This window comes from Micropruina sp., assembly GCF_047602385.1.
Classification (GTDB): Bacteria; Actinomycetota; Actinomycetes; order Propionibacteriales; family Propionibacteriaceae; genus Micropruina.
On sequence record NZ_JASGHL010000005.1, the window covers coordinates 593,536 to 619,308 of the forward strand.

General features: G+C 69.7%; 25 protein-coding genes. 10 read left to right on the forward strand and 15 right to left on the reverse strand.

Going from position 1 to position 25,773, the window contains the following annotated elements; all coding sequences use genetic code 11:
• Positions 1 to 378: 378 nt before the first annotated feature.
• Positions 379 to 2,637, reverse strand: a complete 2,259-nt coding sequence (locus tag QM711_RS18260; RefSeq protein WP_415101967.1) for a 3-hydroxyacyl-CoA dehydrogenase NAD-binding domain-containing protein — start codon at positions 2,635 to 2,637, stop codon at positions 379 to 381.
• Positions 2,638 to 2,802: 165 nt separating this feature from the next.
• Between QM711_RS18260 and QM711_RS18265 the strand changes: the two genes are divergently transcribed.
• The 3 genes from QM711_RS18265 (at position 2,803) to QM711_RS18275 (ending at position 5,068) form a co-directional block, all read left to right on the forward strand.
• On the forward strand, positions 2,803 to 3,756 hold the full coding sequence (locus tag QM711_RS18265) for a patatin-like phospholipase family protein (protein ID WP_415101969.1): 954 nt from the start codon (positions 2,803 to 2,805) through the stop codon (positions 3,754 to 3,756).
• 2 nt (positions 3,757 to 3,758) lie between these two features.
• Entirely contained in the window at positions 3,759 to 4,574 is an 816-nt protein-coding gene (locus QM711_RS18270; protein WP_415101971.1) for an HAD hydrolase family protein, read from the forward strand.
• A gap of 68 nt (positions 4,575 to 4,642) precedes the next feature.
• Positions 4,643 to 5,068: a cupin domain-containing protein gene (locus QM711_RS18275; RefSeq protein ID WP_415101973.1), complete on the forward strand. Its 426-nt coding sequence runs from the start codon at positions 4,643 to 4,645 to the stop codon at positions 5,066 to 5,068.
• 116 nt (positions 5,069 to 5,184) lie between these two features.
• Here QM711_RS18275 and QM711_RS18280 read toward each other — a convergent pair whose 3' ends face one another.
• The 7 genes from QM711_RS18280 to rpsF form a co-directional block, all read right to left on the reverse strand.
• Positions 5,185 to 6,411, reverse strand: coding sequence for an MFS transporter (locus tag QM711_RS18280; RefSeq protein ID WP_415101975.1), 1,227 nt, complete (start codon positions 6,409 to 6,411; stop codon positions 5,185 to 5,187).
• Between the two features lie 54 nt (positions 6,412 to 6,465).
• Positions 6,466 to 7,233 (reverse strand): DUF3152 domain-containing protein, encoded by a 768-nt coding sequence (locus QM711_RS18285; RefSeq protein WP_415101977.1) that lies wholly within the window; start codon positions 7,231 to 7,233, stop codon positions 6,466 to 6,468.
• Positions 7,234 to 7,270: 37 nt separating this feature from the next.
• Positions 7,271 to 8,482 carry an MFS transporter gene (locus tag QM711_RS18290; protein WP_415101979.1) on the reverse strand — a complete coding sequence of 404 codons (1,212 nt, stop codon included), beginning with the start codon at positions 8,480 to 8,482 and terminating at the stop codon, positions 7,271 to 7,273.
• A 77-nt stretch (positions 8,483 to 8,559) separates the two neighbouring features.
• On the reverse strand, positions 8,560 to 9,006 hold the full coding sequence (gene rplI / locus QM711_RS18295) for a 50S ribosomal protein L9 (protein ID WP_415101981.1): 447 nt from the start codon (positions 9,004 to 9,006) through the stop codon (positions 8,560 to 8,562).
• Positions 9,007 to 9,023: 17 nt separating this feature from the next.
• Positions 9,024 to 9,263: a 30S ribosomal protein S18 gene (gene rpsR, locus QM711_RS18300; RefSeq protein ID WP_415101983.1), complete on the reverse strand. Its 240-nt coding sequence runs from the start codon at positions 9,261 to 9,263 to the stop codon at positions 9,024 to 9,026.
• 98 nt (positions 9,264 to 9,361) lie between these two features.
• Positions 9,362 to 9,895: a single-stranded DNA-binding protein gene (locus tag QM711_RS18305; protein WP_415101985.1), complete on the reverse strand. Its 534-nt coding sequence runs from the start codon at positions 9,893 to 9,895 to the stop codon at positions 9,362 to 9,364.
• Positions 9,896 to 9,960: 65 nt separating this feature from the next.
• Positions 9,961 to 10,251 (reverse strand): 30S ribosomal protein S6, encoded by a 291-nt coding sequence (gene rpsF, locus QM711_RS18310; protein WP_415101987.1) that lies wholly within the window; start codon positions 10,249 to 10,251, stop codon positions 9,961 to 9,963.
• Between the two features lie 208 nt (positions 10,252 to 10,459).
• Here rpsF and QM711_RS18315 point away from each other — a divergent pair, with 208 nt between their 5' ends.
• Complete coding sequence (locus QM711_RS18315; protein WP_415101989.1) at positions 10,460 to 11,944, forward strand: hypothetical protein; 1,485 nt, start codon at positions 10,460 to 10,462, stop codon at positions 11,942 to 11,944.
• Between the two features lie 81 nt (positions 11,945 to 12,025).
• Positions 12,026 to 12,817, forward strand: coding sequence for a deoxyribonuclease IV (locus QM711_RS18320; protein WP_415101991.1), 792 nt, complete (start codon positions 12,026 to 12,028; stop codon positions 12,815 to 12,817).
• A gap of 11 nt (positions 12,818 to 12,828) precedes the next feature.
• On the opposite strand, the gene QM711_RS18325 is transcribed toward QM711_RS18320, so the two are convergent.
• The gene (locus QM711_RS18325; protein WP_415101993.1) at positions 12,829 to 13,440 is read right to left on the reverse strand and encodes a TetR/AcrR family transcriptional regulator; all 612 of its coding nucleotides are present in this window, start codon (positions 13,438 to 13,440) and stop codon (positions 12,829 to 12,831) included.
• Positions 13,441 to 13,528: 88 nt separating this feature from the next.
• Here QM711_RS18325 and QM711_RS18330 point away from each other — a divergent pair, with 88 nt between their 5' ends.
• The gene (locus tag QM711_RS18330; protein WP_415101995.1) at positions 13,529 to 14,503 is read left to right on the forward strand and encodes an aldo/keto reductase; all 975 of its coding nucleotides are present in this window, start codon (positions 13,529 to 13,531) and stop codon (positions 14,501 to 14,503) included.
• On the opposite strand, the gene QM711_RS18335 is transcribed toward QM711_RS18330, so the two are convergent.
• Positions 14,470 to 15,471 carry a DNA polymerase domain-containing protein gene (locus QM711_RS18335; protein ID WP_415101997.1) on the reverse strand — a complete coding sequence of 334 codons (1,002 nt, stop codon included), beginning with the start codon at positions 15,469 to 15,471 and terminating at the stop codon, positions 14,470 to 14,472. The genes QM711_RS18330 and QM711_RS18335 overlap by 34 nt on opposite strands.
• Positions 15,472 to 15,562: 91 nt before the next feature.
• On the opposite strand from QM711_RS18335, the gene pta reads away from it, so the two are divergent.
• Together pta and QM711_RS18345 are read left to right on the forward strand one after the other, a co-directional pair.
• Complete coding sequence (gene pta / locus QM711_RS18340) at positions 15,563 to 17,629, forward strand: phosphate acetyltransferase (protein ID WP_415101999.1); 2,067 nt, start codon at positions 15,563 to 15,565, stop codon at positions 17,627 to 17,629.
• 26 nt (positions 17,630 to 17,655) lie between these two features.
• Complete coding sequence (locus QM711_RS18345; protein WP_415102001.1) at positions 17,656 to 18,843, forward strand: acetate/propionate family kinase; 1,188 nt, start codon at positions 17,656 to 17,658, stop codon at positions 18,841 to 18,843.
• A 10-nt stretch (positions 18,844 to 18,853) separates the two neighbouring features.
• Here QM711_RS18345 and QM711_RS18350 read toward each other — a convergent pair whose 3' ends face one another.
• From QM711_RS18350 to QM711_RS18365, 4 genes are all read right to left on the reverse strand, one after another.
• Complete coding sequence (locus QM711_RS18350) at positions 18,854 to 19,267, reverse strand: type II toxin-antitoxin system VapC family toxin (RefSeq protein WP_415102003.1); 414 nt, start codon at positions 19,265 to 19,267, stop codon at positions 18,854 to 18,856.
• Positions 19,264 to 19,524, reverse strand: a complete 261-nt coding sequence (locus QM711_RS18355) for a hypothetical protein (RefSeq protein ID WP_415102005.1) — start codon at positions 19,522 to 19,524, stop codon at positions 19,264 to 19,266. Before QM711_RS18355 ends, QM711_RS18350 begins: the two co-directional genes overlap by 4 nt.
• 30 nt (positions 19,525 to 19,554) lie before the next feature.
• Positions 19,555 to 20,574, reverse strand: a complete 1,020-nt coding sequence (locus QM711_RS18360) for an endonuclease/exonuclease/phosphatase family protein (protein WP_415102007.1) — start codon at positions 20,572 to 20,574, stop codon at positions 19,555 to 19,557.
• 225 nt (positions 20,575 to 20,799) lie between these two features.
• Positions 20,800 to 21,402 carry a maleylpyruvate isomerase family mycothiol-dependent enzyme gene (locus tag QM711_RS18365; RefSeq protein ID WP_415102009.1) on the reverse strand — a complete coding sequence of 201 codons (603 nt, stop codon included), beginning with the start codon at positions 21,400 to 21,402 and terminating at the stop codon, positions 20,800 to 20,802.
• Positions 21,403 to 21,734: 332 nt separating this feature from the next.
• Here QM711_RS18365 and QM711_RS18370 point away from each other — a divergent pair, with 332 nt between their 5' ends.
• Complete coding sequence (locus QM711_RS18370; protein ID WP_415102011.1) at positions 21,735 to 22,553, forward strand: lysophospholipid acyltransferase family protein; 819 nt, start codon at positions 21,735 to 21,737, stop codon at positions 22,551 to 22,553.
• A gap of 252 nt (positions 22,554 to 22,805) precedes the next feature.
• Here QM711_RS18370 and QM711_RS18375 read toward each other — a convergent pair whose 3' ends face one another.
• Positions 22,806 to 23,525, reverse strand: coding sequence for a GntR family transcriptional regulator (locus tag QM711_RS18375; protein WP_415102013.1), 720 nt, complete (start codon positions 23,523 to 23,525; stop codon positions 22,806 to 22,808).
• Between the two features lie 158 nt (positions 23,526 to 23,683).
• On the opposite strand from QM711_RS18375, the gene QM711_RS18380 reads away from it, so the two are divergent.
• Positions 23,684 to 25,765, forward strand: a complete 2,082-nt coding sequence (locus QM711_RS18380; RefSeq protein WP_415102015.1) for a glucose PTS transporter subunit IIA — start codon at positions 23,684 to 23,686, stop codon at positions 25,763 to 25,765.
• Positions 25,766 to 25,773 lie beyond the last annotated feature (8 nt).

Genomic DNA, 25,773 nt, shown 5'->3' on the forward strand with positions numbered 1-25,773 from the left:
ATGGCCGCTGGGCGCGTGGGTGTAGGTCGATGAGATACCTCCGCTTGGCATCGCCGACTCGCTGGGAAGCCGACGCAGCGCACAGACGGCTTGGTCGAAGCCGGCGACGACTTCCGGGTCGTCGCCACAGGCCCCGATGGGTGAGGCTCACCCCTTCGCCTCTCGGGTGACCGGGCAGTCCATCATGCACTCCAGCACGTCGGTTCGTTCCTACGCAAGGCGAGGGTCCTCGCCTCCGCCACTTCTCCCAAGCCACTGGTGGAACCCGCAGGCTATGAATCACATCCGTGTAGTTGTCCCCCGCTGTGGAAACGGCTGTGGATAACTCCGGTAGGCCGGTCAGAAGGCTTTCGACAGGCTCGACCGACGAGGCGGTCCTCAGTTCTCCAACGGCCGGTTCGTGGCCAGCAGGTGCCGCATCCGGTCCTGGTTGGCAGGCAGCACCACCAGTTCCAGAGCCACCTCGATCTCACGGCGGAGCAGTTCGGCTTCGGTCACCGGCTCGTCGCCGGTCAGCATCGATGCCAGCGCCCCGACGATCCGCCGGTCGGTGGCTGAGGCGTCCGACCACGAGGCGTCCAGTGGTTCTACCCGTGGGCTGTGCAGCGCGAACACCTCGGGTTCCGGACGCCGCGGCCGGCCGACCAGTTCCAGCGCGGACGCCTTGGCCTCCTCGAGCACCCGGGCGCCGTTCATCACGATCTCGTCGGACGGCAGCAGCAGCCCCTCGGCCTGCGCCTCGAATGCCGAGCCGCTGATCGCCGAACTGGACGCCAACGCGAACGCTCGCGCCGCGGCGTCCGGCACACCCCGTAGTGACGCGCGGATCAAGGTGCGGGTCACGCCACCCCAGGCCGGGATCAGGCCCACCTTGCGCTCGGGGAAGCCGGCGTACAACTCGGCGCCCGCGACCACGTGGTGCGCGGCCAGCATCAACTCGCAGCCGCCGCCCAGGGCCAGCCCGCGAGCCGCCGCCACCACCGGGAAGGACGCCGCCCGCAGCCGGGCGAACGAGCGCTGCCCCAACTCGGTGAAGCGCCGCAACTCGTCCGGATCGTTGCGCTCGGCCAGGGACGCGAACACATTCAGGTTGGCACCGGCCGAGAAGGCGCGCGGATGGTCGGTGCCGATCACCAGCGCCGCGAACTCCCCCTTCGCACCCAGCTCGAGGGCACGGTCGATGATCTCGAAGACCCCCGGTTCGCAGACGTTCATCTTCGTCTTCAGGGTGAGGCAGGCCACCCGGTCGCCGAGGTCGACCAGGGCCGCGGAGTCGTTCTCCACCAGCACCCCGGACGCCTGCGCCACCGTCAGCGGACCCGGCGGCAACTCGGCCACCGAGCCGTCGGTGGCCAGGACCGCTCCCGGCCGGGGGTAGAAGCCTCCGGCAGCGCCGGCCTGCCGCAGCAGGGCGGGCACGGCGCGTCCCTCAGCTTCGAGCCGTCCGGCCAGCCACTCCACGCCGACCGTATCAGCGAGTTCGAACGGACCCGCCTGCCAGGCGTAACCGAGCTTCATCGCGTCGTCGATCAGCCCGACCTGCTCGGCGATCTCCGGCGCGGTGACGCAGCAGTACTCGACGAACTCACGCAGCACCGTCCAGGCGTAGCGGCCGGCCGGGGAGTCGGTCTCGCACACCGCGCGTAGGCCGCGCACCTCCAGCGCCGGGTCGGACGGCGTCCGCCGTGACCGGTAGTCGAAGGTCTCGGTGTCGATCACCTCGTCGACAGGGCCTTCGGGGGTTTTGCGGCGGCGGGTGAAGCCGCCGGGGCCGCGCCGTCCGACCAGTCCGCGCTCCAGCAGCCCGGTGAAGGTGGTGTTGGTGGTGATGTCGAAGCGGTGATAGGCGTCGTCGGCGGGCAGCAGCCGCAGGAAGCTGGTCCAGATCGACGGCACCAGGTTGATCCCGACCAGGTCGAACAGCCCGAACACGCCGGTGCGCGGCGTCCCGAATGCCCTGGTCATCACCGCATCCGCGGTCTCGATGTCGACTTCGCCGGCGAGTGCCTCGGCCGAGGCGACCGCCATCCAGAAGTTGCCGATCCGGTTGGCCAGGAAACCCGGGGTGTCGCGGCAGCGCAGCACCGTCTTGCCCAGCTGGTGATCGCCGGCGCTCGCCAGTCGCTTGCTGACTTCGGCGTCCGTCGACGGCCCCACAACCAGCTCCAACAAGGGCATCTGCCGGGGCGGGTTGAAGAAGTGAGTGATCGCGAAGTGGGCGACGAAGCCGGCGTCCCGGCCCTCGACCAGGCTGGCCAGCGGAATCGTGGAGGTGTTCGAGGTGACCATGGTGTCCGGGCCGCGGTGGACTTCGATGGTCGCGTACAGGTCCCGTTTCACAGTGAGGTCCTCGAAGACCGCCTCGATCACCCAGTCGGCGTCGCCGTAGGCAGCCACGTCGTCCACCACGTTGCCGGGCGTCACTCGCTCGGCGAAGACCGGCAGCATGAAGCCGCCGGATTTCAGCTGCCGTCCGATCGCCTCCCGGGCCAGTCGTGAGCGGTCCTCGGTCTCGCCCTCAGCGATGACGTCGAGCAGGTGCACCCGCACCCCCGCGTTGGCCAACTGCGCCGCGATCCCGGACCCCATCGCTCCCGCGCCGACCACGACCGCCTGCCGCACGTCCGTCGCACTCATCGACACCTCCTCGGGCCTGCTCCCGATCGTAATGGCGAATAGACCCCTGCCTAACTACCTGTGCCCTCCCGCATGTGGGAGGGCACAGGTAGTTAGGGAGGGGTTTGGCGACCGGCTGTGACCGGACAGCCGGTACGGGCTGGGCCGAGATGGTTGACTCGACCCATGAAGGTGAACCTGGTGCTGGGTGCCGGCGGCGCGCGCGGCTTCGCCCACGTCGGGGTGATCCAGGAGTTGCAGGCCCGCGGTCATCAGATCGCCGGAGTGGCCGGCACGTCGATGGGTGCCCTGGTCGGTGGGGTGTTCGCCGCCGGCGGCCTGGACGGCTTCACCGACTGGGTGCGGACACTGACCCGCAGCGACATCGTCCGGCTCACCGACCTGACCCTGGGCGCGCCGGGCCTGATCCGGTTGCAGCGGGTGATGCGCGAACTACACCGCTTCGTCGGCGATGTGCGGATCGAGGACCTGCCGATCCCGTTCACCGCGGTCGCCACCGACATGGACGCCGAACGCGAGGTCTGGTTTCGCAAAGGGCCGCTGGTGGCGGCGATCCGGGCCTCGATCGCCATTCCGGCGGTCTTCACCCCGGTCCGGATCGGCGAACGGCTGCTGGTGGACGGCGGCCTACTGAATCCGCTGCCGGTGGCGCCGATGATGGACATGCCGGGCGAGGTGAGCGTCGGGGTGTCGCTGTTCGGACGACGTCCGGGCCTGCACCTCGGCCTGCCGAGCAAGGAGTCCTCGGACGAGGCGAGCGCCGACCATGCCGAGATCGCGGTCGACGCCGGCGAGCCGTCCTGGACGGAACGACTAGGGCATTCGCTGGCCGGATCGTGGCCGGGACGGAATCTGAGCAAGCTGCTCTCGCCGCCGGAGGCCCCGCCGAAGGAGTTCGAGGATCTGCCGTCCGACGTCAATCTGGTCGATCTGCTGGGCCGGACGCTGGACGTCATGCAAGCCCGGATCGAGATCGCCCGGACTGTGCTGAACGCGCCCGAGGTGATGGTCTGGGTGCCGATGGACGCCTGCGCCATTCTCGACTTCCATCGAGCCGACGAGATGATCGAGCTGGGCCGGCGCAGCGCCCTGAAAGTATTCGACCGGATGGGATTGTGAGCGTGGAGACGAAGCTGGACGCGGTACGGATGATCGCGTCCGACATGGATCACACCTTGCTCGACGAGCATGGCGACCTGCCGCCCGACTTCCATCACTACCTGCGCCGGCTGAGCGCGGCCGAGGTCACCTTCGTCGCGGCCAGCGGGCGTCCGCTGAACCGGCTGAAGCAGATGTTCCCACCGCGCGAGGGCATCGGCTACGTCGGCGACAACGGCGGCACGGTCAGCTACGGCGACACGGTGCTGTTCCAGAGCCTGCTGGCTCCGGAGCACTACCGGGCGATGGCTGCGGTCACGCTGACGTCCACGCCGGGCGTGCCGGTGGTCAGCGGGCCGGACACCGCTTACGTGTCCAGCAGGCATCGTGAGCACGAACCGTACCTCGGCACCTTCAATCCCAGGATCGTCTTCATCGATGACTTCGCCGGGCTGGACGCCGCCGTCGACAAGTTCAGTGTCTACCTGCCGACCGGCGAGAGCCGACGGTATTGCGACGAGGTGTTCGCACCGGCCTATGCCGGCGACTTCTCGGTCACCGTGGGAGGGCCGCTCTGGGTGGACATGATGAACGCGGGCGTCCACAAGGGCCACGGTGTCCGGGTGCTGGCGGCGCACCTCGGCCTGCAGCGCGAACAGCTGATGGCGTTCGGCGATGCCGCCAACGATTTGGAGATGCTCGACGAGGTGCACCACAGCTATGCGGTGAGCAACGCCTACGAAGAGGTGCGACAGCGAGCCCGGTTCCTCGCCGGCTCGAACGCCGAGCACGGCGTGCTGACGGTGATCCGGCAGGTGCTGGCTGCCCGTGAGGGCTGATCTGCCGCGCCGCTCGAAATCTGTCGGCGGTGTGGGTAAGGATGAGAGGTACGCCGAAAGGAGCAACGATGACTGTGAGGAAGAACAAGGACCGGGGCAAGGAGCCCTACGTCCTCGACATCGAGAAACGGACGACTGACAACGACAACTTTCGCACCACGTTGTGGACGGGCAAGCATCTGCAGCTGACCGTGATGTCGATCCCGGTCGGTGGCGACATCGGGCTGGAGGTGCACCCCGGCAACGATCAGTTCCTGCGCCTCGAACAGGGCAAGGGCCTGGTCGAGATGGGTCCGAAGAAGAGCGAACTCAGCTTCCGCAAGGAGGTCGAGGACGACTGGGCGATCCTGGTGCCGGCCGGCACCTGGCACAACGTCACCAACATCGGCGACGAGCCGATGAAGGTGTACGCGCTGTACGGTCCGGCCGACCATGTCCCCGGCACCGTCCATCCCACCCAGGAGGACGCCGAGAACGACCCTGCCGAGGATTGATGACCCGCTGATCGAGGTGTCGTTTCGCCGGTTGAGCCTGTCGAAACCCGGCGCCAGAGTCGAAACCCGTTGCCGGATGGGTCTCGACAAGCTCGACCAACAATGACTAGCACTCGCTACGGGACGAGCACCCGCTGAGGCCGCCCCGGGTCCGACGTCGATCGTCTGGGGCTGCCCCGGCGGGGTTCGGCGCGGGTCGCCATCGTCCCAGCTCCGGCCAGTCCGCGGCTCAGGACGGCAGCGCAACCGGCCGCCAGAGCGATCAGCAGGCCGGCCGGTCCGACCAGGGTCAGCAGCCAGGGCGCGAGCAGTGCCCCGGCCATGGCGGCGGCCACCAGCGCAGCGTCGGCGATGCCGAGCGCGACTGCGGTGAATGCTGCCGGCGCACCGACCTGCAACATCCGGGTGGTGCGGCACTCGATCGCCGTCAACCCCGCGCCCGCAAGGGCCAATGGCACCGCAGCGGCCACCCAGCCGGGACTGACCGCGACCGCCACCAGCGGCAGCACCACGAGCAGGTGCGCCGCGACCGACACCGGCAGCCGGCCCACCGTCCGGATCAGCACGGGGGCGGCCAGTGATGCGAAGCCCTGCAGCGCGGTCAGCCACCCGAACTCGTTGACACCGGCGCCCCAGTGGCTCTGCGCCATGGTCAGTAGGGCCACCCCCAGCACGCCGATCACCGCATTGAGCATCATCACCGTGCCGATGGCGCGCCGGACCACTCGCAGCGCCAGCACCTGCCGCACACCGTCGCGCAGCCGTGGCCGATCGACCCGCGGGCCGGGATCGGCGAGGCGACGCGGCAGCACCAGCAGGGCGGCCGCCATCAGCGGCAGGCAGCCGGCGACCGACCACCCGACGCCGGCCGGCAGCAACAGGCCGCCCACCGCCGGCCCCACCACGAACCCGCTGATCTCCCAGGTGACCAGCGCATTGGTGTCCCGGTCCGGCCGCCGCGAGACCTGCGGGATCAGGGCGGCGAGGCTCGGGAACGCGGGCACTCCGGCGGCGACCGTCAGCGTCGCCGCGATCACCGCCGGCCAGAGTGATCCGGCCAGCATGAACGCCGCACAAACGGTCAACAGGCCCAACCTTGTCGCCGTCGACACCCGGACCGCGAACAGCCGTCCGATCCGGTCGCCGATGCCGCCAAGGACCGCCGAGAGCAGCACGCAGGGCGCGAACCGGGCCGCGCCGAGCAGTCCGAGTACGGCGGGATCGTCGCTGACCTGCCACCCGCAGGCCAGCAGTGCCGGCCACGGCAACCCGACCGCGACCCCGGCCAGGGCATGGCTCAGCACCATTCGCCGTGCGGGCGAGGGCCTGGCGGTGCCGGTCATGACGATCCTCTCGAACGAGAGGAAGAGCCCGCCGAAGCCGGCCTGATGCGTCGATCAGGGCCAAGGATTGGCGACACAGCCGCGCAGGTCGGCGCTCTGCGGCATCATCACCGGCGCCTTCCTGCCTTTGCCGGCACACCCGGCGGCGTCTTTGCCGAGGAACTGTCCCATTGCGTGATTGACCAGATAGGTGCGGTAGCCGGCGGCGTCCCCGGCGTAGGTCGCCGCCGCCGACTTCCAGCGTTCGGCGCTGATCACCACCGTGTTGCCCTTGGTGCAGGTGTCCGCGCTGCCGGAGGATCCACACAGGGTGGCGGCCGTGCCGGCGCTGGCCAGGTACAGGGTGACGGTCGCCTTGGCCTTGCCGACCAAGGCGAATCGGACGTCGCCGTCGCCCGTCCAGCTGCGGGGGTCGTTGAGCACGCCCGCGATCGTCTTGGCGGCGGAGTCGGCGCCCAGCTTGGCGCTGGTCTCGACCGCCACCGCGTACCGGGTCAGTTTCCCCTGCGAGCCGGCGGCGGACGCGGTGACGCTCGCCCAGTCGAAGTTGCCGGACGCCTTGATCGTGCTGCGCGGTGAACTCGACGCCGTCGTCGTCGGGGTGCCGGACGGGGTTGCCGAGGTGCTGGCGCTCGGCGACGGGCTTGCGGATCGGCCGCCGCTGGGAGACGGCACCGGCATGGTCGGCACACCCGCGCGCTCCACCGGCACCGACATCGCCCGGACGCCGAAACCGACACCCACCAACGCCGCGACCACAGCCACGATCAGGGCGATCCGCCCCCAGTTGGGACGTCGCCTCGCACCTGCCGGTCCAGTCACCGGTTCACCCTAGTTGCCGCCGGCCCGGCCGCGGCGCTCACCTCGCCGAGGACCGCCGGGTCGGCCGCCGGGGAATGCTCAGTCCGGCGACACCTGCCAGCAGGCCCCCGGCGGTGGCGATCCAGGCGGCGTCTCGGGCGGAGTAGCCGTCCACCACCTGCCCGGCCACCGCCGCGCCGGCCGCGACCCCGACCACGCCGACCGTGCTGAGCACGGTCATCACGGTGGAGAGCCGCTCGGGCGGCGAGATCCGCTCGGCGTAGGCATAGCCGGTGACCAGGGTCGGACCGACCATGATGCCGATCAGCAGGCAGGCCAAAGCCATCGTGGACGCGTCCCAGGCCACGATCAGCAGCGGCGAGAAGACCGCACAGCCGAACCCGAACACGGTGATCCGGGAAGCCATCGACCAACGCACCGGCAGTCGGTTGCTGAGCAGGCCCATCGACGCGCTACCGACCGCCATCGCACCGTAGACGGCACCGGCCACCGCCCCCTCACCGCGGACCGTGAAGAAGGCAGCGATGCCGGTCTGGGAGCCGCCGAACAGGACGCCGACACCGCCGATCGCGACCGCCAGCGGGATCAGCACCCGCCAGTCGACCCGGTCGGCCGACTCGGCGTGCCGCTGCCGTCCGTGACGCGCGGGGCCGAGCGCGGAGGGATGCAGCGCGAAGCCCACCTGGCCGATCCAGGCCAGCGCCACCACGGTCAGCAGCGGCGCGGGAGCGGCCACCGCGGCCAGGGTGGTGGCCAGCACCGGCCCGATCACGAACCCCACCTCGTCGATCGCGCCCTCCCAGGCCATCGCGGACGCGGTGAACGGCAGTCGGTCGTCCCGGGACGCGGCGGCCTGCGACCACCGGGAGCGTGCCATCGCACCCAACTGAGGATTCGCGAAACCGGTCAGGGCGGCGAGCGCCAGCACGACTCCCAGCGGAACGTCCGGTGTGCACCAGAGCAGGAACCCGCCGACGGCCGCCGTTTGGACGACGGTGGCCGCGATGCCCACCACCCGGTGCCCCCACTGGTCGGACAGGTGTCCGATCAGCACCGCCCCGGCCGCGCCGCCGAGGCTGAGCGCCGCCGCGGCCAGCCCGGCCAGGCCGAAGGAGCCCAGCCGGTGGTGCGCGTAGAGCAGCAGAGCCAACGGCAGCACCGAGGTCGGCAGCCGTCCCAGGAAGCCCAGAACGGCGAACGAGGCGCCCATGCTGCGCAACAGCACCCGGTAAGGCAGATGCTGCGGCATGGACACCTCGGGGCAGGAAGGGACGCAAACGCACAACGAGGCGGGGAGAGCTCCCCGCCTCGTTGTCGTGCTGGAGGTCAGGCGGCGACGACGTCCACGTTGATGTGGGCGACCACGCCGCTGGTCAGCTTCAGGCCGACGGTGTGCGAACCGACGGACTTGATCGGCTTGGCGATCTCGACCGAGCGCTTGTCGACGGCCGGACCACCGGCCTTCTTCACCGCCAGGACGATGTCGGCCGGGGTGACGGCGCCGAACAGCTTGCCGTTCTCGCCGGCGTTGGCCGGCAGCGACACCGCGAGCTCTTCGAGCTGGGTGCGGATCTCTTTGGCATGCTCGACATTGCGGATCTCGCGGGCGTCACGAGCCCGCTTGATGCCGTCGATCTGCTTCTCGGCGCCCTTGGTCCACTTGATCGCGAAACCGCGGGGCAGCAGGTAGTTGCGGCCGTAGCCGTCCTTGACCTCGACGATCTCGCCGGGGATGCCGAGGTGGTCGACGGCAGCGGTCAGAATGAGCTTCATGCGTCCGTTCTCCCTTCTCAGCGAGCGGTCGAGGCGTACGGCAGCAGGGCCAGCTCACGCGCGTTCTTGACGGCGATCGCGACCTTGCGCTGCTCCTGGACGGACAGGCCGGTCACCCGGCGGGCGCGGATCTTGCCCCGCTCGGAGATGAACTTCCGCAGGGTCGCGGTGTCCTTGTAGTCGATGTGGCCGATGCGCACGGACTTGGCCGGCGCGACCTTCTTCTTGTTCACAGGCTTGCGCTGTGCTGGGGCCATTGTGGTGCTCCCTTTCAGTGAGCCCGGCCGGAGCCGGAATGACGTGGATGAGTTGGGGCGAGTCGCCGGTCAGGCGGTGCCCGATCGGACCCGAACGCTCAGAACGGGGGCTCGTCGCTCTGGGCCTGCGCCCAGGGGTCGTTGCCGGCCGAGCGGTTGTTGCCGCCGCCGGAGGACCACGAGTCGTTCCCGCCCTGCTGGCCACCCGAGTTGCCGCCGGAGTAGCCACCGCCGGCGTTGCCGCCGCCGGAGTAGTTGCCGCCACCCCCGGAGGAGCGGGTGACCTTGGCCGAGGCGTACCGCAGGGACGGGCCGACCTCGTCGACATCGACCTCGAAGACGGTGCGACGCTCGCCCTCACGGGTTTCGTAGGAACGCGACTTCAACCGTCCCTGGACGACGACCCGCATGCCCTTGGTCAGCGACTCGGCGACGTTCTCAGCCGCCTGCCGCCACACCGAGCAGTTCAGGAACATGGCGTCCCCGTCTTTCCACTCCTGGGTCTGACGGTCGAACGTCCGCGGCGTGGACGCCACGGTGAAGTTGGCCACCGCAGCCCCGGACGGGGTGAAGCGCAGCTCGGGATCGGCCGTCAGGTTGCCGACGAGGGTGATTGTGGTTTCGCCTGCCATGACTGTGTTCTTTCGATCGAGGTACTGGTCACTCAGAGCCTGTCAGCTGCCGCTGACAGAAATCTCTAGCGGGTGTCGGGCCGGATGACCTTGGTCCGCATGATCTGCTCGTTCAGGGTGAACTGGCGGTCCAGCTCATTCACGTCGGCAGGCTCAGCGGTGATGTTGATGACGGCGTAGATGCCTTCGGACTTCTTGCGGATGTCGTAGGCGAGCCGACGACGGCCCCAGATGTCCAGGTTGTCGACGGTGCCACCGGCCTTGGTCAGGCCGGCGAGCGGCTTCTCCAACAGGCCGTTCACCTGACGGTCGTCGACGTCGGGATCGATGATCACCATGACTTCGTATTGGCGCATACGCGAACTCCACCTCCTCTGGTCTCGAGCGGCCATGAGCATTTCCCATGGCAGGAGGGCGTGTGCAAACGGTGCCGGAAGGCACCAAGGACTAACCTTAGCGGCCGCCTCGTCCGGCAGCGAATCGGACGACCCTGAGACTCCCACGGACGGCGGCCGATCCCGCCTACCCTGCTGATACCCGCCCCCGAGAGTTGCCGAGGACGCCATGCGCATCCGAAACCTGATCGCCGCCGCCTGTGCCCTGCTGATCGCACTGACCCCGATCGGCATCGCCCGGGCGGCCAGCAACCCGCCGCCACCGGCGGCCCTGGAGACCCCCGGCATCGATGCGCACCTCGGCTACCAGCCCCAGCAGAGCTGCACACCGTCGGCCAAGCGCGGCACCACGGCCCTGCTGAAGGCCCTGATCAAGAACTGGGGCGGCTCGTCCTGGGGCATCTCGCGGTTCTGCACCAGCGGCGGAACCTCCGAGCACAAGGAGGGCCGCGCGCTCGACTGGCACATGGACTCGCGCAAGGCCAAGGACCGCGCCAAGGTCGACCAGATGATCAGGTGGGTGACCGCCAACAACGGCGAGGTCGCCTACCGGCTCGGGATCATGTACATCATCTGGAACCAGAAGATCTGGTCCATCTACTACCAGGAGCTCGGCTGGCGGAAGATGGCCAGCCGGGGATCCTGGACGGCCAACCACAAGGACCATGTGCACATCTCGCTGTCCTGGGACGGCGCGATGGGCCAGACCTCGTGGTGGACCGGTGCGGTGCTGCGGGTGCCGAACCAGGGCCGGTGCGGCACCGGGTCCAATGCGGCCTGTGTCGACCAGGTCAAGCGTTCGTCGTCGTCCTCGTGGCCCAAGGTCACGGTGGGGCCGTTCCGGCCGTACCCGTCCACGGTCCCCGCGATCGCCGGCAGCGCGCGGGTTGGCCTGACCCTGGCGGTGGTACCCGGCACCTGGACGCCTCCGGGCGCGACCTTGTCCTACCAGTGGCAGCGGGCCGGCAAGGCCATCCCGGACGCCACCGCCGAGCGGTACCGGATCACCGCGTCCGACCTCGGCAAGGCGATCAGGGTCAAGGTGAGCGCCACGCTGGGCAGCACGACGGTGAGCAAGACCTCCGACAGCACCACCAACACGGTCGCCGGGGTGCTGCCCACCCCACGTCCGGTGGTGACCGGGCAGAGTCAGTTCGGGTCCCCGCTGACCGGCGCGCCCGGCGACGGCTTCCCGGACGGCACCACGTTCGCCTACCAGTGGCAGCGCGACTCCAAGAACATCGCCTCGGCGACCGCGGCCAGCTACACGCCGACCAGCAAGGACGTCGGGCACGCCGTCCGTCTTCGCGTCCGGGCCAGCGCGACCGGGTACGCCACCGTCTCCACCTACTCGGTGGCCCGCACCGTCCAGCCCCGGGCGTTCACGGCCGCGCCGACCCCCGTCGTCAGTGGGGACCCTCTGGTGGGCGGCACGCTGCGTGCCACCCCCGGGGTCTGGCAGCCGACGGCGTCGCTGTCCTACCAGTGGTACCGCGACGGCAAGCAGGTGAGCGGCCAGACGAAGTCCAGCTACCGGCTGGGCAAGGCCGACCTGGGCAAGCGGGTGCACGTCCGGGTCCGCGCGACGTTGGCCGGTTATGCGACCACCAGCACCTACTCCGAGCCCACCGCGAAGGTCGGCGCGGCCCGCTGAGAGGCTGCCGGGGCCCCGTGCCCGGCGCAGGGTGCGGCCGGCCGACGGAAAGTGTCAGGGCGTCCCGTTAGGCTCAGGCCCATGATCGCGATGGGTGCACATGTCGACTCCGCCGACCCGATCGCCGAGGCCAGGGCGCGCGGTGCCGGGCTCAGCCAGTTCTTCCTGGGCGACCCACAGGGCTGGAAGGGTCCACAGGTCGGCTACGCCGGCGGCGCGGCCGCGCTGAAGGCCGACGCCGAGGCCGCCGGTATCGCGCTGTATGTGCACGCGCCCTACGTGCTGAACGTGGCCAGTACCAACAACCGGATCCGGATCCCGTCCCGGCAGCAGCTGCACAAGCAACTCCTCGCCGCCGCCGAGATCGGTGCCGCGGGGGTGATCGTGCACGGCGGTCACCTGAACGCCAAGGACGATCCGGAGGTCGGCTTCAGCAACTGGTTCAAGGCGGTCGACGGGCTCGACATCCCCGTCCCGTTGCTGATCGAGAACACCGCCGGCGGCACCAACGCGATGGCCCGGCACCTGGAGCGGATCGACCGGCTCTGGGCGGCCATCGGCGCCTCGGCCAACGCCGACAAGGTCGGTTTCTGCCTCGACACCTGCCACGCCCACGCCGGCGGCAACGAGTTGCTCGGCCTGGTCGACCGGGTCCGCGCGATCACCGGGCGGATCGACCTGATCCATGCCAACGACTCCAGGGACGCCTTCGACTCCGGCGCCGACCGGCACACCAACTGGGGCACCGGCCAGTGCGACCCGGACGGTGTTCGTGACGTGATCCGCTCAGCCGGGGCGCCGGTGGTGGTCGAGACCCCCGGCGGTCCCGACGAGCACCGCGCCGATCTGGCCTGGCTGGCCGAAGGACTCTGACCCCGCCCGGATCAATCTGGACGCTCGTTGGTCGCCAGATCCTTGGTCTGCAGATAGGCAACCACGGCGCGAGTGACCTCGCGCCGCACCACCGGGTCGGTGGCCATCGCGGCGATCGAACCGTGCACCAGCAGATGGGCGATCCGCGCCGCCTGCTCCGCCTCGGCGCGGTCCAGGTGCGGCAGCCGGACGCCGAGGAGGTCGGCGATGCGTCCGTCGAGGGCGTCCTTCGCCGCCGCGATGGGCGCCAGCGCGGCCTCGGGAAGCGCGGCCAGAGCGAACAGTTCGGCGAACGCGGGTCGCTCGGCCGCCAGCCGAACCAGTGGGTCGAGCACCCGTTCGGCCAGCTCGGCCAGCGGCACCGCGGCGGGGTCGAGCCCGGCCAGCGCTTCGTCCTGCGCCCGCTCCAGCTCTCCCGCGAGCCGTTCGCCCAGTGCGGCCGCGATCGCAGCCTTGTCGGCGTAGAACTGGTACAGCGAGCCGGGTGAGATCCGGGCCTGGGCAGCGATCGCGTTGGTCGTGGCCCGCTCGTAGCCGACGTGGGCGACCACGACTGACGCGGCGTCCAGGATCTGCGCCATCCGGGCGACGCCGCGAGCCGTCCGAGCCACTTCGCGAGCCATCACCGGCATCGTAGATCAAGCCCTTGCCAGATACGAGCAACTACTCGTATCGTGATTTGCGAGCAAAAGCTCGCGAACGGGGGTCGAGATGAACGACAGCACACGGCAGCTGGGCCCGCTGCAGGTCAGCCCACTGGGACTGGGCTGCATGGGAATGAGCACCGCCTACGGGCGACCCGACGAGGCCGCGTCGAAGGCGACCCTGCAACGGGCGCTGGAACGCGGCGTGACCCTGTTCGACACCGCCGACATGTACGGCCACGGCGCCAACGAGAAGCTTCTCGGACGCCACCTGCACGGCGTCCGCGACAGCATCGTGCTGGCCACCAAGACCGGCATTCGCACCCTTCCCGGGCTGGGGCTGCCGATCGGACTGGACGCGTCCCCGGCCCGGATCGCCCGCGCGGCGGAGGCCTCGCTGCGCCGGCTGCGCACCGAGGTGATCGACCTCTACTACCTGCACCGGGTGGACCCGCGGGTGCCGATCGAAGAGAGCATCGGGGCGATGGCCGAACTGGTCCGCGCCGGCAAGGTCCGCGCCCTCGGCGTGTCCGAGGTGACCGCCGACGAGCTCCGCCGCGCCCATCGCGAGCATCCGATCGCGGCGGTGCAGCTGGAGTGGTCGCTGTTCTCTCGCGAACCCGAGCACGCCGTCGTCCCGACCGCCCACGAACTCGGCATCGGTGTCGTCGCCTACTCGCCACTGGGCCGGGGCATGCTCACCGGGTCGCCCGCCGCCACCACCCGGATCGGGCTGATCGACTACCGGCGGCTGCTGCCCCGGTGGAACCGGCGCAACCTGGCCGAGAACCTTCGCCAGGTCGAGGTCGTCCGAGCGGTTGCGGACGAGCTGGGCGCCCGTCCCGCTCAGGTCGCGCTGGCTTGGCTGCTCGGCCACGACCCCGCGGTGGTCCCGATCCCGGGCACCAAGCGCCCGGCCTACCTGGACGAGAATCTCGCCGCGCTCGACCTCACCCTGACCGTCGATCAGCGCGAGCGGTTGGACCGGCTGCGGGCCGTGGGCGACCGCTACCGCTCCGGATCCGGCGTCCCGTCCCGCTGAGCGGCCCGCTTGCGGCGCTTCCCTTCATGCATCGCCGCCACCCGGGCCACCGGGATGGTGTGGCCCTCGGCCACCACCTCCGCCGGCACCTGCTGCGGCGCCGGCAGCAACTCCGCCCACCGGTCGGTGCCGCCGAGCAGCGCCGGCGCCGTCCTGATCGTGAACCGGGCCGGGTTGGCTTCGGGCAGCTCGTCCCAGGCCACCGGAAAGGACACCGGGGTGCCGGGACGCACCCGTGGGCTGTAGGCGCAGGCCAGTGACGCGCCGCCGGAACGGGTGGCGTCGATGAACACCCGGTCCCCGCGGTCGGCCTTGAGGAAGGCAGTGGTAGCCAGGGCCGGGTCGAGTCGCTCGGCCCGAGCGGCCAGCGCCCGGGTGGCGGCGGCCGCGTCCGGCAGCGCGAGGTCCCGCACCGGCACGATCACATGGACGCCCTTCGAGCCGGACGTCTTCACCGCGGCCGCCAGCCCGGCCTCGGCCAGCGCCTGCCGGACCAGCAGCGCCGTCCGCACGACCGGCGCGAACCCGCTGTCGGCCGGCGGATCGATGTCGAGCACCAGATGCGTCACTCGTCCGGCCAGGATCTCGGTGTGCTCGCCGGACTCCGGCAGGATCACCGTCGGGTGGTACTCCACCGCCCGCTGGTTCGCCAGCCAGAGCAGCGTGCGCCGGTCCTCGCAGAGCGGGTAGCGGATCTCACGATGCCCGGCCTGTGACCAGACGATCGTGCTTCGCACGTAGTCGGGGGCATGCTCGGGCAGGTTCTTCTGCATGAACGGCCGCTGCCCGGGCCGCACCCGGAGCACCGACAGCGGCCGGCCGGTGAGTTCGGCCAGGATCGGCTCCGCGACCGCGTCCAGGTAGTCCACCAGCTCGCGCTTGGACGCCTCGGCGCCGGTGAACAGCGGTTGGTCCAGATTGGTCAGTTCGACGCCGTCTCGCAGCTCGACCTGTCGCGCCCGTGTCATCGACCCAGCCTGCCACCGGACTTCCGGGGACGCGCCCAGTGGACGAACGAGGCGCAGACAGGCAAGTCATCGCGGCGTTAGCCTGTGGCCCGTGACTCGAATCATCTACGTTGCGGCCCCCGAGGGCCAGACCGGTAAGTCCGTTGTCGCCTTGGGGTTGCTCGACACGCTGCTGCGCGAGGTCGAGTCGGTCGGCGTGTTCCGTCCGCTGGTGACCGCCGGCGCCCGCGACGACATTCTCGAAATGCTGCTGGGCATTCCCGGGGTCAATCTCTCCTACGACGAGGCCGTGGGCATCAGCTACGACGAGATGCGCACCGACCCAGAAAGCGCGCTGACCACCATCGTGGAGAAGTTCGGCCGGATCAGCCCCCGGTTCGATGCCATCGTGGTGCTCGGCTCCGACTACGCCGACGTGACCAGCCCGACCGAGATGGCGTTCAACGCCGACATCGCCGCCAACCTGAACGCCGCGCTGCTGCTGGTGGTCAACGGCTACGGACGCGATGTCCGCGAGATCCGGGACGCCGCCGAGTCGGCGCTCAGCGAGTTCACCGCTCACCACGTCCAGACCATCGGGGTGATCGCGAACCGGGTCGATCCGGCGATCCTGGACGAGACGTCCGAGGCGCTGCGTCAGCTCACCCATCTGGTGGTCGCGGCGCTGCCGGCTGAGCCGCTGCTGATCGCGCCGACCCTGCGCGCGCAGTTCGAGGCTGTCGGCGCCTCCCAGGTGCTGGGCAACCCCGACCTGCTCGACCGCGAGTCCCAGGACGCCATCGTGGCGGCCATGACCTTGCCGAACGTGCTGTCCCGGCTGGTCACCGAGGCCACCGTGCTGATGCCCGGCGACCGTTCCGGCGATCTGCTGCCCGGGCTGATCCTGGCCCACCACTCCGGCTCGTTCCCGCAGCTCACCGGGATCATCCTGACCGGCGGCTACCCGATTCCCGAGAACGTGGTGAAGCTGTTCGACGGCATGCACCTCGACCTGCCGATCGGAATGACCGACAAGGGCACCTACACCACCGCGAAAGATGTCTTCAACACCCGGGGACATTTCACCTCCTCGCCGCGCAAGGTCGAGACCGCGCGGCGGATCTTCGCCGAGCAGGTCGACTCCGCCGAGTTGATCAAGGCCCTCGAGGTTCCGCCGGCCAGCGTCGTCACCCCGTTGATGTTCGGCTACCAGCTCAACGAGCTGGCCCGCCGCGACCGCCGCCGGATCGTGATGCCGGAGTCCTCCGACGACCGCATTCTCGAATCGGCCGCCATCCTGCTGCAGCGCGGCGTCGCCGACCTGATCCTGCTCGGCGATCCGGTCGAGATCAAGACCCGGGCCTCGGCGATGGGCTGGGTGCTGGACGGCGCCGATATCGTCAACCCGGCCGACACCGAACTGGTCGAGCGGTTCGCCGCCGAATACGCCACCCTGCGCGCCCACAAGGGCGTCACCATCGAGCAGGCCCGCGAGAAGATGAAGGACCTGTCCTACTTCGGCACGATGATGGTGCACCTCGGGATGGCCGACGGCATGGTGTCGGGTGCGATCAACACCACCGCGAACACCATCCGGCCCTCGCTGGAGTTCATCAAGACCAAGCCGGGCGTGAAGGTGGTGTCGGGGTCGTTCCTGATGTGCATGACCGACCGGGTGCACGTCTACGCCGACTGCGCGGTCAATCCCGACCCGACCGCCGAGCAGCTGGCGGACATCGCGATCAGTTCGGCCGAGACCGCGGTCGCCTTCGGCATCGAGCCGCGGGTGGCGATGCTGTCCTACTCCACCGGCAGCTCCGGCTTCGGCGCCGACGTCGACAAGGTGCGCCAGGCGACGAAGATCGTCCGCGAACGGCGTCCGGACATCGCACTGGAGGGTCCGATCCAGTTCGACGCGGCCGTCGACCCGGACGTGGCGAAGACCAAGCTGCCGGACTCCCCCGTCGCGGGCAAGGCGACCGTGTTCATCTTCCCCGACCTGAACACCGGCAACAACACCTACAAAGCGGTGCAGCGCTCGTCCGGTGCGGTCGCGATCGGGCCGATCCTGCAGGGCCTGAAGAAAGCCGTCAACGACCTGTCCCGTGGCGCACTGGTCGACGACATCGTGAACACCGTGGTGATCACGGCCATCCAGGCCCAGACCCCAGCCAACTGACGTCCACTCCCAAGGAGCCCCAGAACATGAGCACGCCCATCCTGCTGCTGAACGCCGGATCGTCCTCGATCAAGTACCAGGTCATCGACGCCGACGACGAGAGCGTCCTGGCTTCGGGCCTGGTCCAGCGGATCGGAGACGAGTCCGGCACCATCGACCACACCGTCGCCGGTGAGACCTTCCATCAGGAACGCGGCTTCCCCAATCACGGGCGGGCCCTGAAAGTGATGGTGCAACTGTTCGAAGAGCACGGCCCGCAGCTGTCCGAGGTGGTCGCGGTCGGACACCGGACCGTGCACGGCGGCGCCGCGTTCCGCGAGACGACGCTGGTCACCGACGAGATGCTGGACGCCCTACGCGAGCTGTCGCCGCTGGCGCCGTTGCACAACCCGCCGGCCATCGCCGGCATCGACGCCGCCCGCAGCGCGCTGCCGGATGTGCCACACGTGGCCATCTTCGACACCGCCTTCTTCTCCACCCTGCCCGCCGAGGCCTACAGCTACGCGCTGGCCCGCGACGTCGCCCAGCAGCACGGCATCCGCCGCTACGGCTTCCACGGCACGTCGCACAGCTACGTGTCGAAGAAGGTGGCCGAGGTGCTCGGCCGGCCGTACGAGGAGCTGAACCAGATCGTCTGCCACCTCGGCAACGGCGCCTCGATCTCGGCGATCCGCGGTGGCGTCGCGGTGGACACCTCGATGGGCCTGACCCCGCTGGAGGGACTGGTGATGGGCACCCGCAGCGGTGACGTCGACCCGGGCCTGCACGCCTTCCTGGCCCGCCAGGTCGGCATGAGCATCGACGACATCGACACCCTGCTGAACAAGAAGTCCGGCATGCTGGGGCTGTGCGGGGCCACCGACTTCCGCGACATCAATGACCTGATCGCAGAGGGCGACCCCGACGCCACACTGGCCTTCGACGTCTACGTGCACCGGCTGCTGCACTACATCGGCGCCTACCTCGCCGTACTCGGCAGCCTCGACGTGATCACCTTCACCGCCGGCGTCGGCGAGAACAACCCGGCGCTGCGCAAGGCCGTGATCGACCGCCTCGCCGGGTTCGGCTTCACGCTGGACGACGAGGCGAACGCGGTGCGTTCCAAGGAACCGCGGGCGATCTCCACCGCCGACTCGTTGGTGACCGTTCTGGTGGTGCCGACCAACGAGGAACTGGCGATGGCCCGGGAGACCAAGGCGGCCGTCGGCGCCTGAAGGCGGTTGCTCAGGAGGCATCCCGCGGATGCACCACACTCAGGCCGGGGGCCTGGGCGAAGTCGCGATCGAGAGTGACGATCCGGTCAAAACCGGCCTCAAGCGCGGTTGCGGCGTGCAGCGCGTCTCGGCCGCGCAGCGCGGAGGCCTCGATGATGCCCAGCGAGCGCCGGAATACCGTCGCGGTCAGGTCGTGCAGGTGCAGCACCGCGAGCAGGGTCCGGGTTTCGGCCAGCGCAGCCTCCCGACCGGACACCCGCATCCGATGGAAGAGATACTCCTGCATCGCCTCGATGCTCGCGTGCAGAGCGACGCCGCCGCGGGTACAGCCGTCCAGAAATTCGCGACTGGGTCCGCGATCCGGGTGGGCTCCCCCGGCCGCGAGTAGCAGCACTGAGGTGTCGACGAACCAGCCGCGCCTCATCGGCGCGGCCCCGCCAGGTCCTCCTCGATGCCGGCCTTGATCTCCGACCAGTCAACTGCCGGACCGGAAGGCTCAGCCGTCAGGTCAAGCCACACGCGGAGATTCGCGCCGCGGTCGTCGGCCCCCAGGAAGCGGTAGTCGATCGCCTCGCGAATGACGGCGGCCACGCTGCGACCGCTCCGCTCGGCCTCGGTCTGCACCAGGGCGTAGCGCTGTTCATCGAGCAGCAACTGCAGCCGACGATCCATCACCGACATACACATACATTAGCATGTGTTGAAAGCGCGTCAGTCCTCGACGCCGGCGATCACCGTGCGGATGCCGAGATGGTCGGTGCGGGGGACGTCGAAGGTCGAGAACTCCGTGGCGGTCAGGTCGGAGGTCACCAGGACGTGGTCGATGGCGATCAGCGGCGGAAACCGCCGGTCGGACGGCCACGTCCGAACGAACCCCGCTCCGGCCAGGTCGGCGGCGCTGCGGAAGCCGTCGTCGTACAGGCGGCGCATGGTGAGGTGATCGTCCACGGCGTTGAAGTCGCCGGCCACCACCGTCGGGACGCGCGGATCACGCTGGGCGAGCCAGGAGCGGAGCTGCTCGGCCTCGCGGGCCCAGAACCCGGCCGGACAGTACGGATTGCAGGGGTGCACCCCGACCACCCGCAGCGCCCCCAGCTGCGGCGTCCGCACCGTGGCCGCCCACTGCTGGAAAGAGCTTTCCGGGAGCTTCTGGGACGCCACGATCGGGTACCGGGAGAGGATCAGCGAGCCGCCGTTCAAGTCGCGCATCGCCGGGGTGGCGTACGGGAACTCGGCGCGCAGGCTCGCCGGCAGCTGGGCCGCCCAGCCGGGCTGGGCCTCGACGAAGACCACGATGTCCGCACCCGTGACGGCGCGCGCCACCGCGGCCTGGTCAGCCGACTGGGCGACGTTGAGGCTGGCGATCGTCACCGTCCCGGTGCCGACCGGGCGGCGGTCCGCGATGAACGCCGGGCCTTCCCAGGCCACGGTTGCGGCCAGACCGGTCGCGCACAGCAGCGCCAGGGTCGCCACCGCCGGTCGCCCGGACGACCGTGCCCGGACCGACCGGACCGCGGCGATCCCGAGGAACAGCAGTGCGGGCAGCCAGAAGACCAAGCCGTAGGGAATGAACGAGGCAACCTTGGCCAGCTGCTCGGTGCTGGGTGCAACGACGCGCAGGGCGGTTGCCGCAGCGGCCGGCAGCGCGGCCAGCACCCCCAGCGCGATCAGCCAGCCCTGCCCGCGAAGGCGGCGGGTTCTGGTCGGGCGGGCCGGGGGCGTCGAAGTCACGGGGTCAAGGGTGCCGGATCGGACCAAGTGAACCGGTGCCGGTCCAGCGTGGCCACGCTGCCTAGGGAAGCACTGATCAATCATGTCCCGGCTGCGGCGCACTCGGCGGGCGATCTGCGGCCCCCAAATCTTGCGCCGTACGTCCAGTACGCCCACAAGATCTGGGGACCACAGCTCCTCCCGCCGACCACGTCCTCGCTCGGAACAGCATTGATCAGCACTTCCCTAGAGCAACTCGAAGGCCGAACCGTCCCGTGCGCTCAGCTGGCGGACGGCGGCCACCCCGCGTCCGTTCAGCATGGCCGCGTCGCAGATGATGTGCAGCACCCGGGCGACCGCGGCGTCCGGCAGCCGTGGGGTGCGCCCGATCGCCAGCGCCAGGTCCGAGGTGTGCACGATCAACTCGACGGTGCGGGTCTCCAGGTAGTCGGAGAACCGCATCGCCCCTAGCAGGGTCATGATCACCGGATCGCCCTCGGTGGCCGCGATGGCGACCCGCAGCCGTTCGATCATCGTCTCGACGACCTCGGCCGGCTCGTCGCCGAGCTCATGCCCGGCCGTGATCCCACGTTCGGCCACCGCATCGTGGATCGAGGAGTCGATCAGGTACCCGGCCGCCAGGTACTCGGCCGCCGACCGCAACTCCACCGGCCCCGCCGGCTTGCCCAGATAGTCCAGCGCCGTCGAGACGGCGCGCGCCGTGTGCCCGACCAGGGAACGGACGTCCCACACCCCCAGGCCGGGGTGCTCCCACGCGTCCTGGGGGACTTCGCTGACCAGGGCGACGAACGCCTCGGCCGCGTCCAGCATGGTGTCCGCATTGTCCATGCCTGAGACTACTGCGATGCTGTGGCGACACGCTCGCCGTGTCGGCAACCGCTCGGCCGGGCGTCAGCCGGCGTTTCACTGGTCCACCGACATCCGGCCTTCGTCGGTACCGGCGTAGGTATGGGTGGATTCCCACAGTGTTGCCGCGCCGGCTTTGGCCGATGCCGACAAGGATCAGGCCACCCCGGTGTTGGAAGCTACAGAACTCCTGGCCAGGCCCGCGCCATGGGTGCCAGGACGGGCGGCCTCCCGTATCTTGATCTGCAGCCGGCGCGACGTCCGGTCCCCTAGGGTTTGCCTGCACGTAACTGGATGACTCGCGGTACAACTGGATGACTCGATCTGGCGGAAGGGACGTGGTGGCTGAGGACAACACCAACCGGTACTCCTCCGCCGGTGGCGCCGCCGGCCGCTTCGTCGCGCAGCAGTTGGTGATGAAGCCGTACATCTGGTCGGCGTTGCACGTCCACGAGCACGGACGTCGCAACCTCGACACCCTGAAGCCGCCGTTCATCGCCGTCGCCAACCACTCCAGCCACCTCGACGCGCCGCTGATCATGGGCTCGCTGCCGCGTCGGCTGAGCCGCAATCTGGCCGCCGGCGCGGCCGCCGACTACTTCTTCGACAAGTGGTACACCGCCGCCGCCACGCGGCTGTTCTTCAACGCCTTCCCGGTGGACCGCAAGGGCCTGCGGAACCGCAAGGGGATGGCCGGCATCCTGCTCGGCGACGGCGTCCCGCTGCTGCTCTTCCCGGAAGGCACCCGGTCGCGCACCGGTGCGATGAAGAACTTCACCCCGGGCCACGCGGCACTGTCGATCAGCCGCAACGTGCCGGTGCTGCCGATCGCCCTGGTCGGCGCCTTCGCCGCGATGCCCTACGGTGCGACCCGGCCGCCCTCGGGTCGTCCGCATGTGCACGTGGTGTTCGGGCGTCCGCTGAAGGCTGCGCCGGGCGAGATCGCGCACCAGTTCGCGGAGCGGATCTACCGCTACGTGGTCGAGTTGCACGACTCGACAGCCCGGGCCTACGGGATGCCGACCCAGGCGGACTTCCACCGGGCGGTGGCCCTGCGCAAGGCCGCCACCGAGCAGGCGCAGCTCGCTCAAGCCGAGGCCGCCAAGGACGCCGAACCTCCCACCGACAGCTGACCTCGACCGGTTGCGCGGCTCTGCAGATGCGGAGAGCCGGGTCGTGGACGTTTCCCCCTGCGTCCGTCCGACCCGGCTCGATCCAGCCTTCGCCACATCCGCAGGTCCCCCTCCGGTTCGCGTCCCCCCGAATCGCGTCTCCGGCCCTGCTCTGTGGCGGCTCGTGCCCCCCGGCACGAGAAGAACTCTGCCCGAGCAAGCTCAACCGGCGCTGCCCGGAACCTCAAGAAGCGCCCAGGATCGGCTCCAGACTCAGGACGCGACGCCGGCGTCGTCCAGCCGCTGCCGGGACATGAACCGGAACCGGTCGCCACGGAACTTCGACGCCGTCCATTCGACGACGTTGCCGTCGGCGTCCCAGCCGGTGCGGTGCACCAGCAGCATCGGCAGCCCGGTGTCGACGCCGAGCAGGTCGGCGGTGACCGGATCGGCCAGCGCCGTCTCGACGATGTCCTCCGCGGTGACCACCACCGCCCCGTACTCCTCGCGCAGCGTCCGGTAGAGCGAGCCGTGGCTGGCCAACTGCTCGGCGAGCCCCGGCATCGGACGCGGCAGGTACGCGACCTCATGCGCGAGCGGCACGTCCAAGGCGGTCCGCACTCGCTCCACCCGCTGCACCGGTGCCCCCGGTTCCACGCCCAGATGGGCGGCCAGCTCGGCGTCCGCGATCACCTCGGCGATGCCCAGCAGCACGCTGCCCGGACGCCAGCCGTCCATCGCCAGGTCCTGGGAGAACGAGCTGAGCGGACGGACCCGCATCATCTTGGGCTGCGCCACGAAGGTGCCGCTGCCCTGGGTGCGCACGAGTCGTCCGTCGACCACCAACTCGGCGATGGCCTGCCGCACCGTCGTCCGCGAGGTGTCGAACCGGGACGCCAGCTCACGCTCGGTGGGCACCGCGGCACCCGGCGGCAGGTCGGCGATCAGCTCGAGGATGGCCTCTTTGATCCGGTAGTACTTCGGAACCTTCACAACCGCCTCCTTCAGGTGTGGACTCGATGTCAGAGGACCACGGTATTGGACTAGACCAAAATCGGGCAAAGCCTTGACGCCTGGATTGGTCTATGCCAATCTTGAGCCACTGGTCTATACCAATCGACCAGCCGCACCGTCCACGCTTAGGAGACCTCATGAGCATCGCCGACGGGACTTCGACCAAGAAGTCCGGACCGCGCATCCCCGGGTTCGCCCAACTCCAACGGCTCGGCAAGAGCCTGATGCTGCCGATCGCCCTACTGCCCGCCGCCGGCATCCTGCTGCGGCTGGGCCAGCCCGACCTGCTCGGCCAGATCAAGACCCCGATCATCGGGCCGTTCTTCGAGGCGATGAGCGCCGCCGGCGGCGCGATCTTCGCCAACCTCCCGCTGCTGTTCGCGGTCGGGGTCGCGATCGGCTTCGCCAAGAAGGCGGACGGCTCGACCGCGCTGTCGGCGGTGGCCGGCTACCTGGTCATCGACGCGGTCTTCACGAACATGTCCCCGGTGGTGCTGGCCGGCGTCACCGACGCCAAGGGCGACCAGGCGATGATCAACTACAGCGTCTTCGCCGGCATCATCGTCGGCCTGGTCACCGCCTGGCTGTTCGACAGGTACCACAACATCCAACTGCCCGCGTATCTGGGCTTCTTCGGCGGCCGTCGCTTCGTGCCGATCGTCGTCTCGCTGGCCAGCCTGATCATCGGCTTCGGGCTGAGCTACTTCTACCCGATCTTCGAGAGCGGCCTGACCGGCGTCGCCACCTTCATCGCGGGCTCCGGCGCGTTCGGCGCCTTCCTCTACGGCTTCGCCAACCGGATGCTGATCCCGATCGGCCTGCACCACATCCTGAACACCTACATCTGGTTCATCTACGGCTCGTACACCACCCCCGGCGGCGACGTGGTGACCGGCGAACTGACCCGCTTCGCCAACGGCGACATGTCCGCGGGCCTGCTCACCTCCGGTTTCTACCCGATCCTGATGTTCGGTCTGCCCGCGGCGGCCCTGGCGATGATCCACGTCGCCAAGCCGAAGCAGAAGAAGGTCGCCATCGGCATCCTGTCGGCCGCCGGCCTGACCGCGTTCCTCACCGGCGTCACCGAGCCGCTCGAGTTCGCCTTCATGTTCGCCGCCTTCCCGCTGTACGTCATCCACGCGCTGCTGACCGGGCTCTCGCTCGCCATCGCCTACCTGCTCGACATCCACCTCGGCTTCTCGTTCTCGGCCGGCCTGATCGACCTGGTGCTCTACGGGACGGCGCCCGCCGCGCAGAACATCCCGCTGCTGGTGGGCATGGGCCTCGCCTTCTTCGCGCTCTACTACTTCATGTTCCGGTTCGCCATCGTGAAGTGGAACATGCGCACCCCGGGTCGCCAGGACGACGCCGACTTCGAGGCTGAGCAGGCCGCGAACCTGACCGACGACGGTGGTTCCGCTGCCGGAGGTTCCGGTGGAGCGGCGCTGGCCAAGGCCGAGCAGCTGATCGCCGCCTTCGGTGGCCGCGCCAACCTGGTGAACACCGACGCCTGCATCACCCGGCTGCGGATGGAGGTCGCCGACAAGGCCCGGGTCGACCAGGCCCGGCTCAAACAACTCGGCGCCGCCGGAGTGATCGAGGTGGGCAACAACGTCCAGGCCATCTTCGGCACCCAGGCCGAGGCGCTGAAGAACGACATCCTCAGCGCGCTGGCCGCCAACCCGGCCGGTCCGGCCGTCGCGGTCGACACCTCCGCCCCTGCCGCGGCCGAGGTCGCTCCGGCGGCCGCCGCCGTCGTCGAACCCACCACGATCCTGGCCCCGGTGCCCGGGCGTCCGGTTGCTTTGAAGGACGTCCCGGACGCCACCTTCGCCCAGGGCATCGTCGGCTACGGCCTGGCCATCGACCCGCCGCGCGGTGTGGTGCAGGCGGTCGCCCCGATCGGCGGCACCGTGCTCACCCTGTGGCCGCACGCCTACGTGATCGTCACCCCCGAGGGTGTCGGCGTCCTGGTCCACCTCGGCCTGGACACCGTGCAGCTCAACGGCCAGGGTTTCACCGCTCACGTCGCCCAGGGCGACGTGGTGGAGGCCGGCCAGCTGATGATCACCTTCGATGTCCCGGCTGTCGAGGCCACCGGCCGCAACCCGATCATCCCGGTCGTGGTGATGGACTCCAAGCAGGGCGACATCGCCTTCACCGACGCCGTCATCGGCGGCGAGCTGAACGCCCTCGACGCCATCATCACCACCCGCTGAACCACCCC

What these genes read in the sequence shown, in the direction of transcription:
- QM711_RS18265 (WP_415101969.1), top strand. Translation starts at nt 2,803, where the DNA reads ATGAAGGTGAACCTGGTGCTGGGTGCCGGCGGCGCGCGCGGCTTCGCC.
- QM711_RS18370 (WP_415102011.1), top strand. Translation starts at nt 21,735, where the DNA reads ATGACTCGATCTGGCGGAAGGGACGTGGTGGCTGAGGACAACACCAAC.
- QM711_RS18335 (WP_415101997.1), bottom strand. Translation starts at nt 15,471, where the DNA reads ATGACACGGGCGCGACAGGTCGAGCTGCGAGACGGCGTCGAACTGACC.
- QM711_RS18325 (WP_415101993.1), bottom strand. Translation starts at nt 13,440, where the DNA reads ATGGCTCGCGAAGTGGCTCGGACGGCTCGCGGCGTCGCCCGGATGGCG.
- rpsR (WP_415101983.1), bottom strand. Translation starts at nt 9,263, where the DNA reads ATGGCCCCAGCACAGCGCAAGCCTGTGAACAAGAAGAAGGTCGCGCCG.
- QM711_RS18365 (WP_415102009.1), bottom strand. Translation starts at nt 21,402, where the DNA reads ATGGACAATGCGGACACCATGCTGGACGCGGCCGAGGCGTTCGTCGCC.
- QM711_RS18280 (WP_415101975.1), bottom strand. Translation starts at nt 6,411, where the DNA reads ATGACCGGCACCGCCAGGCCCTCGCCCGCACGGCGAATGGTGCTGAGC.
- rpsF (WP_415101987.1), bottom strand. Translation starts at nt 10,251, where the DNA reads ATGCGCCAATACGAAGTCATGGTGATCATCGATCCCGACGTCGACGAC.
- QM711_RS18305 (WP_415101985.1), bottom strand. Translation starts at nt 9,895, where the DNA reads ATGGCAGGCGAAACCACAATCACCCTCGTCGGCAACCTGACGGCCGAT.
- QM711_RS18345 (WP_415102001.1), top strand. Translation starts at nt 17,656, where the DNA reads ATGAGCACGCCCATCCTGCTGCTGAACGCCGGATCGTCCTCGATCAAG.
- QM711_RS18380 (WP_415102015.1), top strand. Translation starts at nt 23,684, where the DNA reads ATGAGCATCGCCGACGGGACTTCGACCAAGAAGTCCGGACCGCGCATC.
- QM711_RS18320 (WP_415101991.1), top strand. Translation starts at nt 12,026, where the DNA reads ATGATCGCGATGGGTGCACATGTCGACTCCGCCGACCCGATCGCCGAG.
- QM711_RS18290 (WP_415101979.1), bottom strand. Translation starts at nt 8,482, where the DNA reads ATGCCGCAGCATCTGCCTTACCGGGTGCTGTTGCGCAGCATGGGCGCC.
- QM711_RS18260 (WP_415101967.1), bottom strand. Translation starts at nt 2,637, where the DNA reads ATGAGTGCGACGGACGTGCGGCAGGCGGTCGTGGTCGGCGCGGGAGCG.
- QM711_RS18330 (WP_415101995.1), top strand. Translation starts at nt 13,529, where the DNA reads ATGAACGACAGCACACGGCAGCTGGGCCCGCTGCAGGTCAGCCCACTG.
- rplI (WP_415101981.1), bottom strand. Translation starts at nt 9,006, where the DNA reads ATGAAGCTCATTCTGACCGCTGCCGTCGACCACCTCGGCATCCCCGGC.
- QM711_RS18355 (WP_415102005.1), bottom strand. Translation starts at nt 19,524, where the DNA reads ATGTCGGTGATGGATCGTCGGCTGCAGTTGCTGCTCGATGAACAGCGC.
- QM711_RS18275 (WP_415101973.1), top strand. Translation starts at nt 4,643, where the DNA reads ATGACTGTGAGGAAGAACAAGGACCGGGGCAAGGAGCCCTACGTCCTC.
- QM711_RS18315 (WP_415101989.1), top strand. Translation starts at nt 10,460, where the DNA reads ATGCGCATCCGAAACCTGATCGCCGCCGCCTGTGCCCTGCTGATCGCA.
- QM711_RS18350 (WP_415102003.1), bottom strand. Translation starts at nt 19,267, where the DNA reads ATGAGGCGCGGCTGGTTCGTCGACACCTCAGTGCTGCTACTCGCGGCC.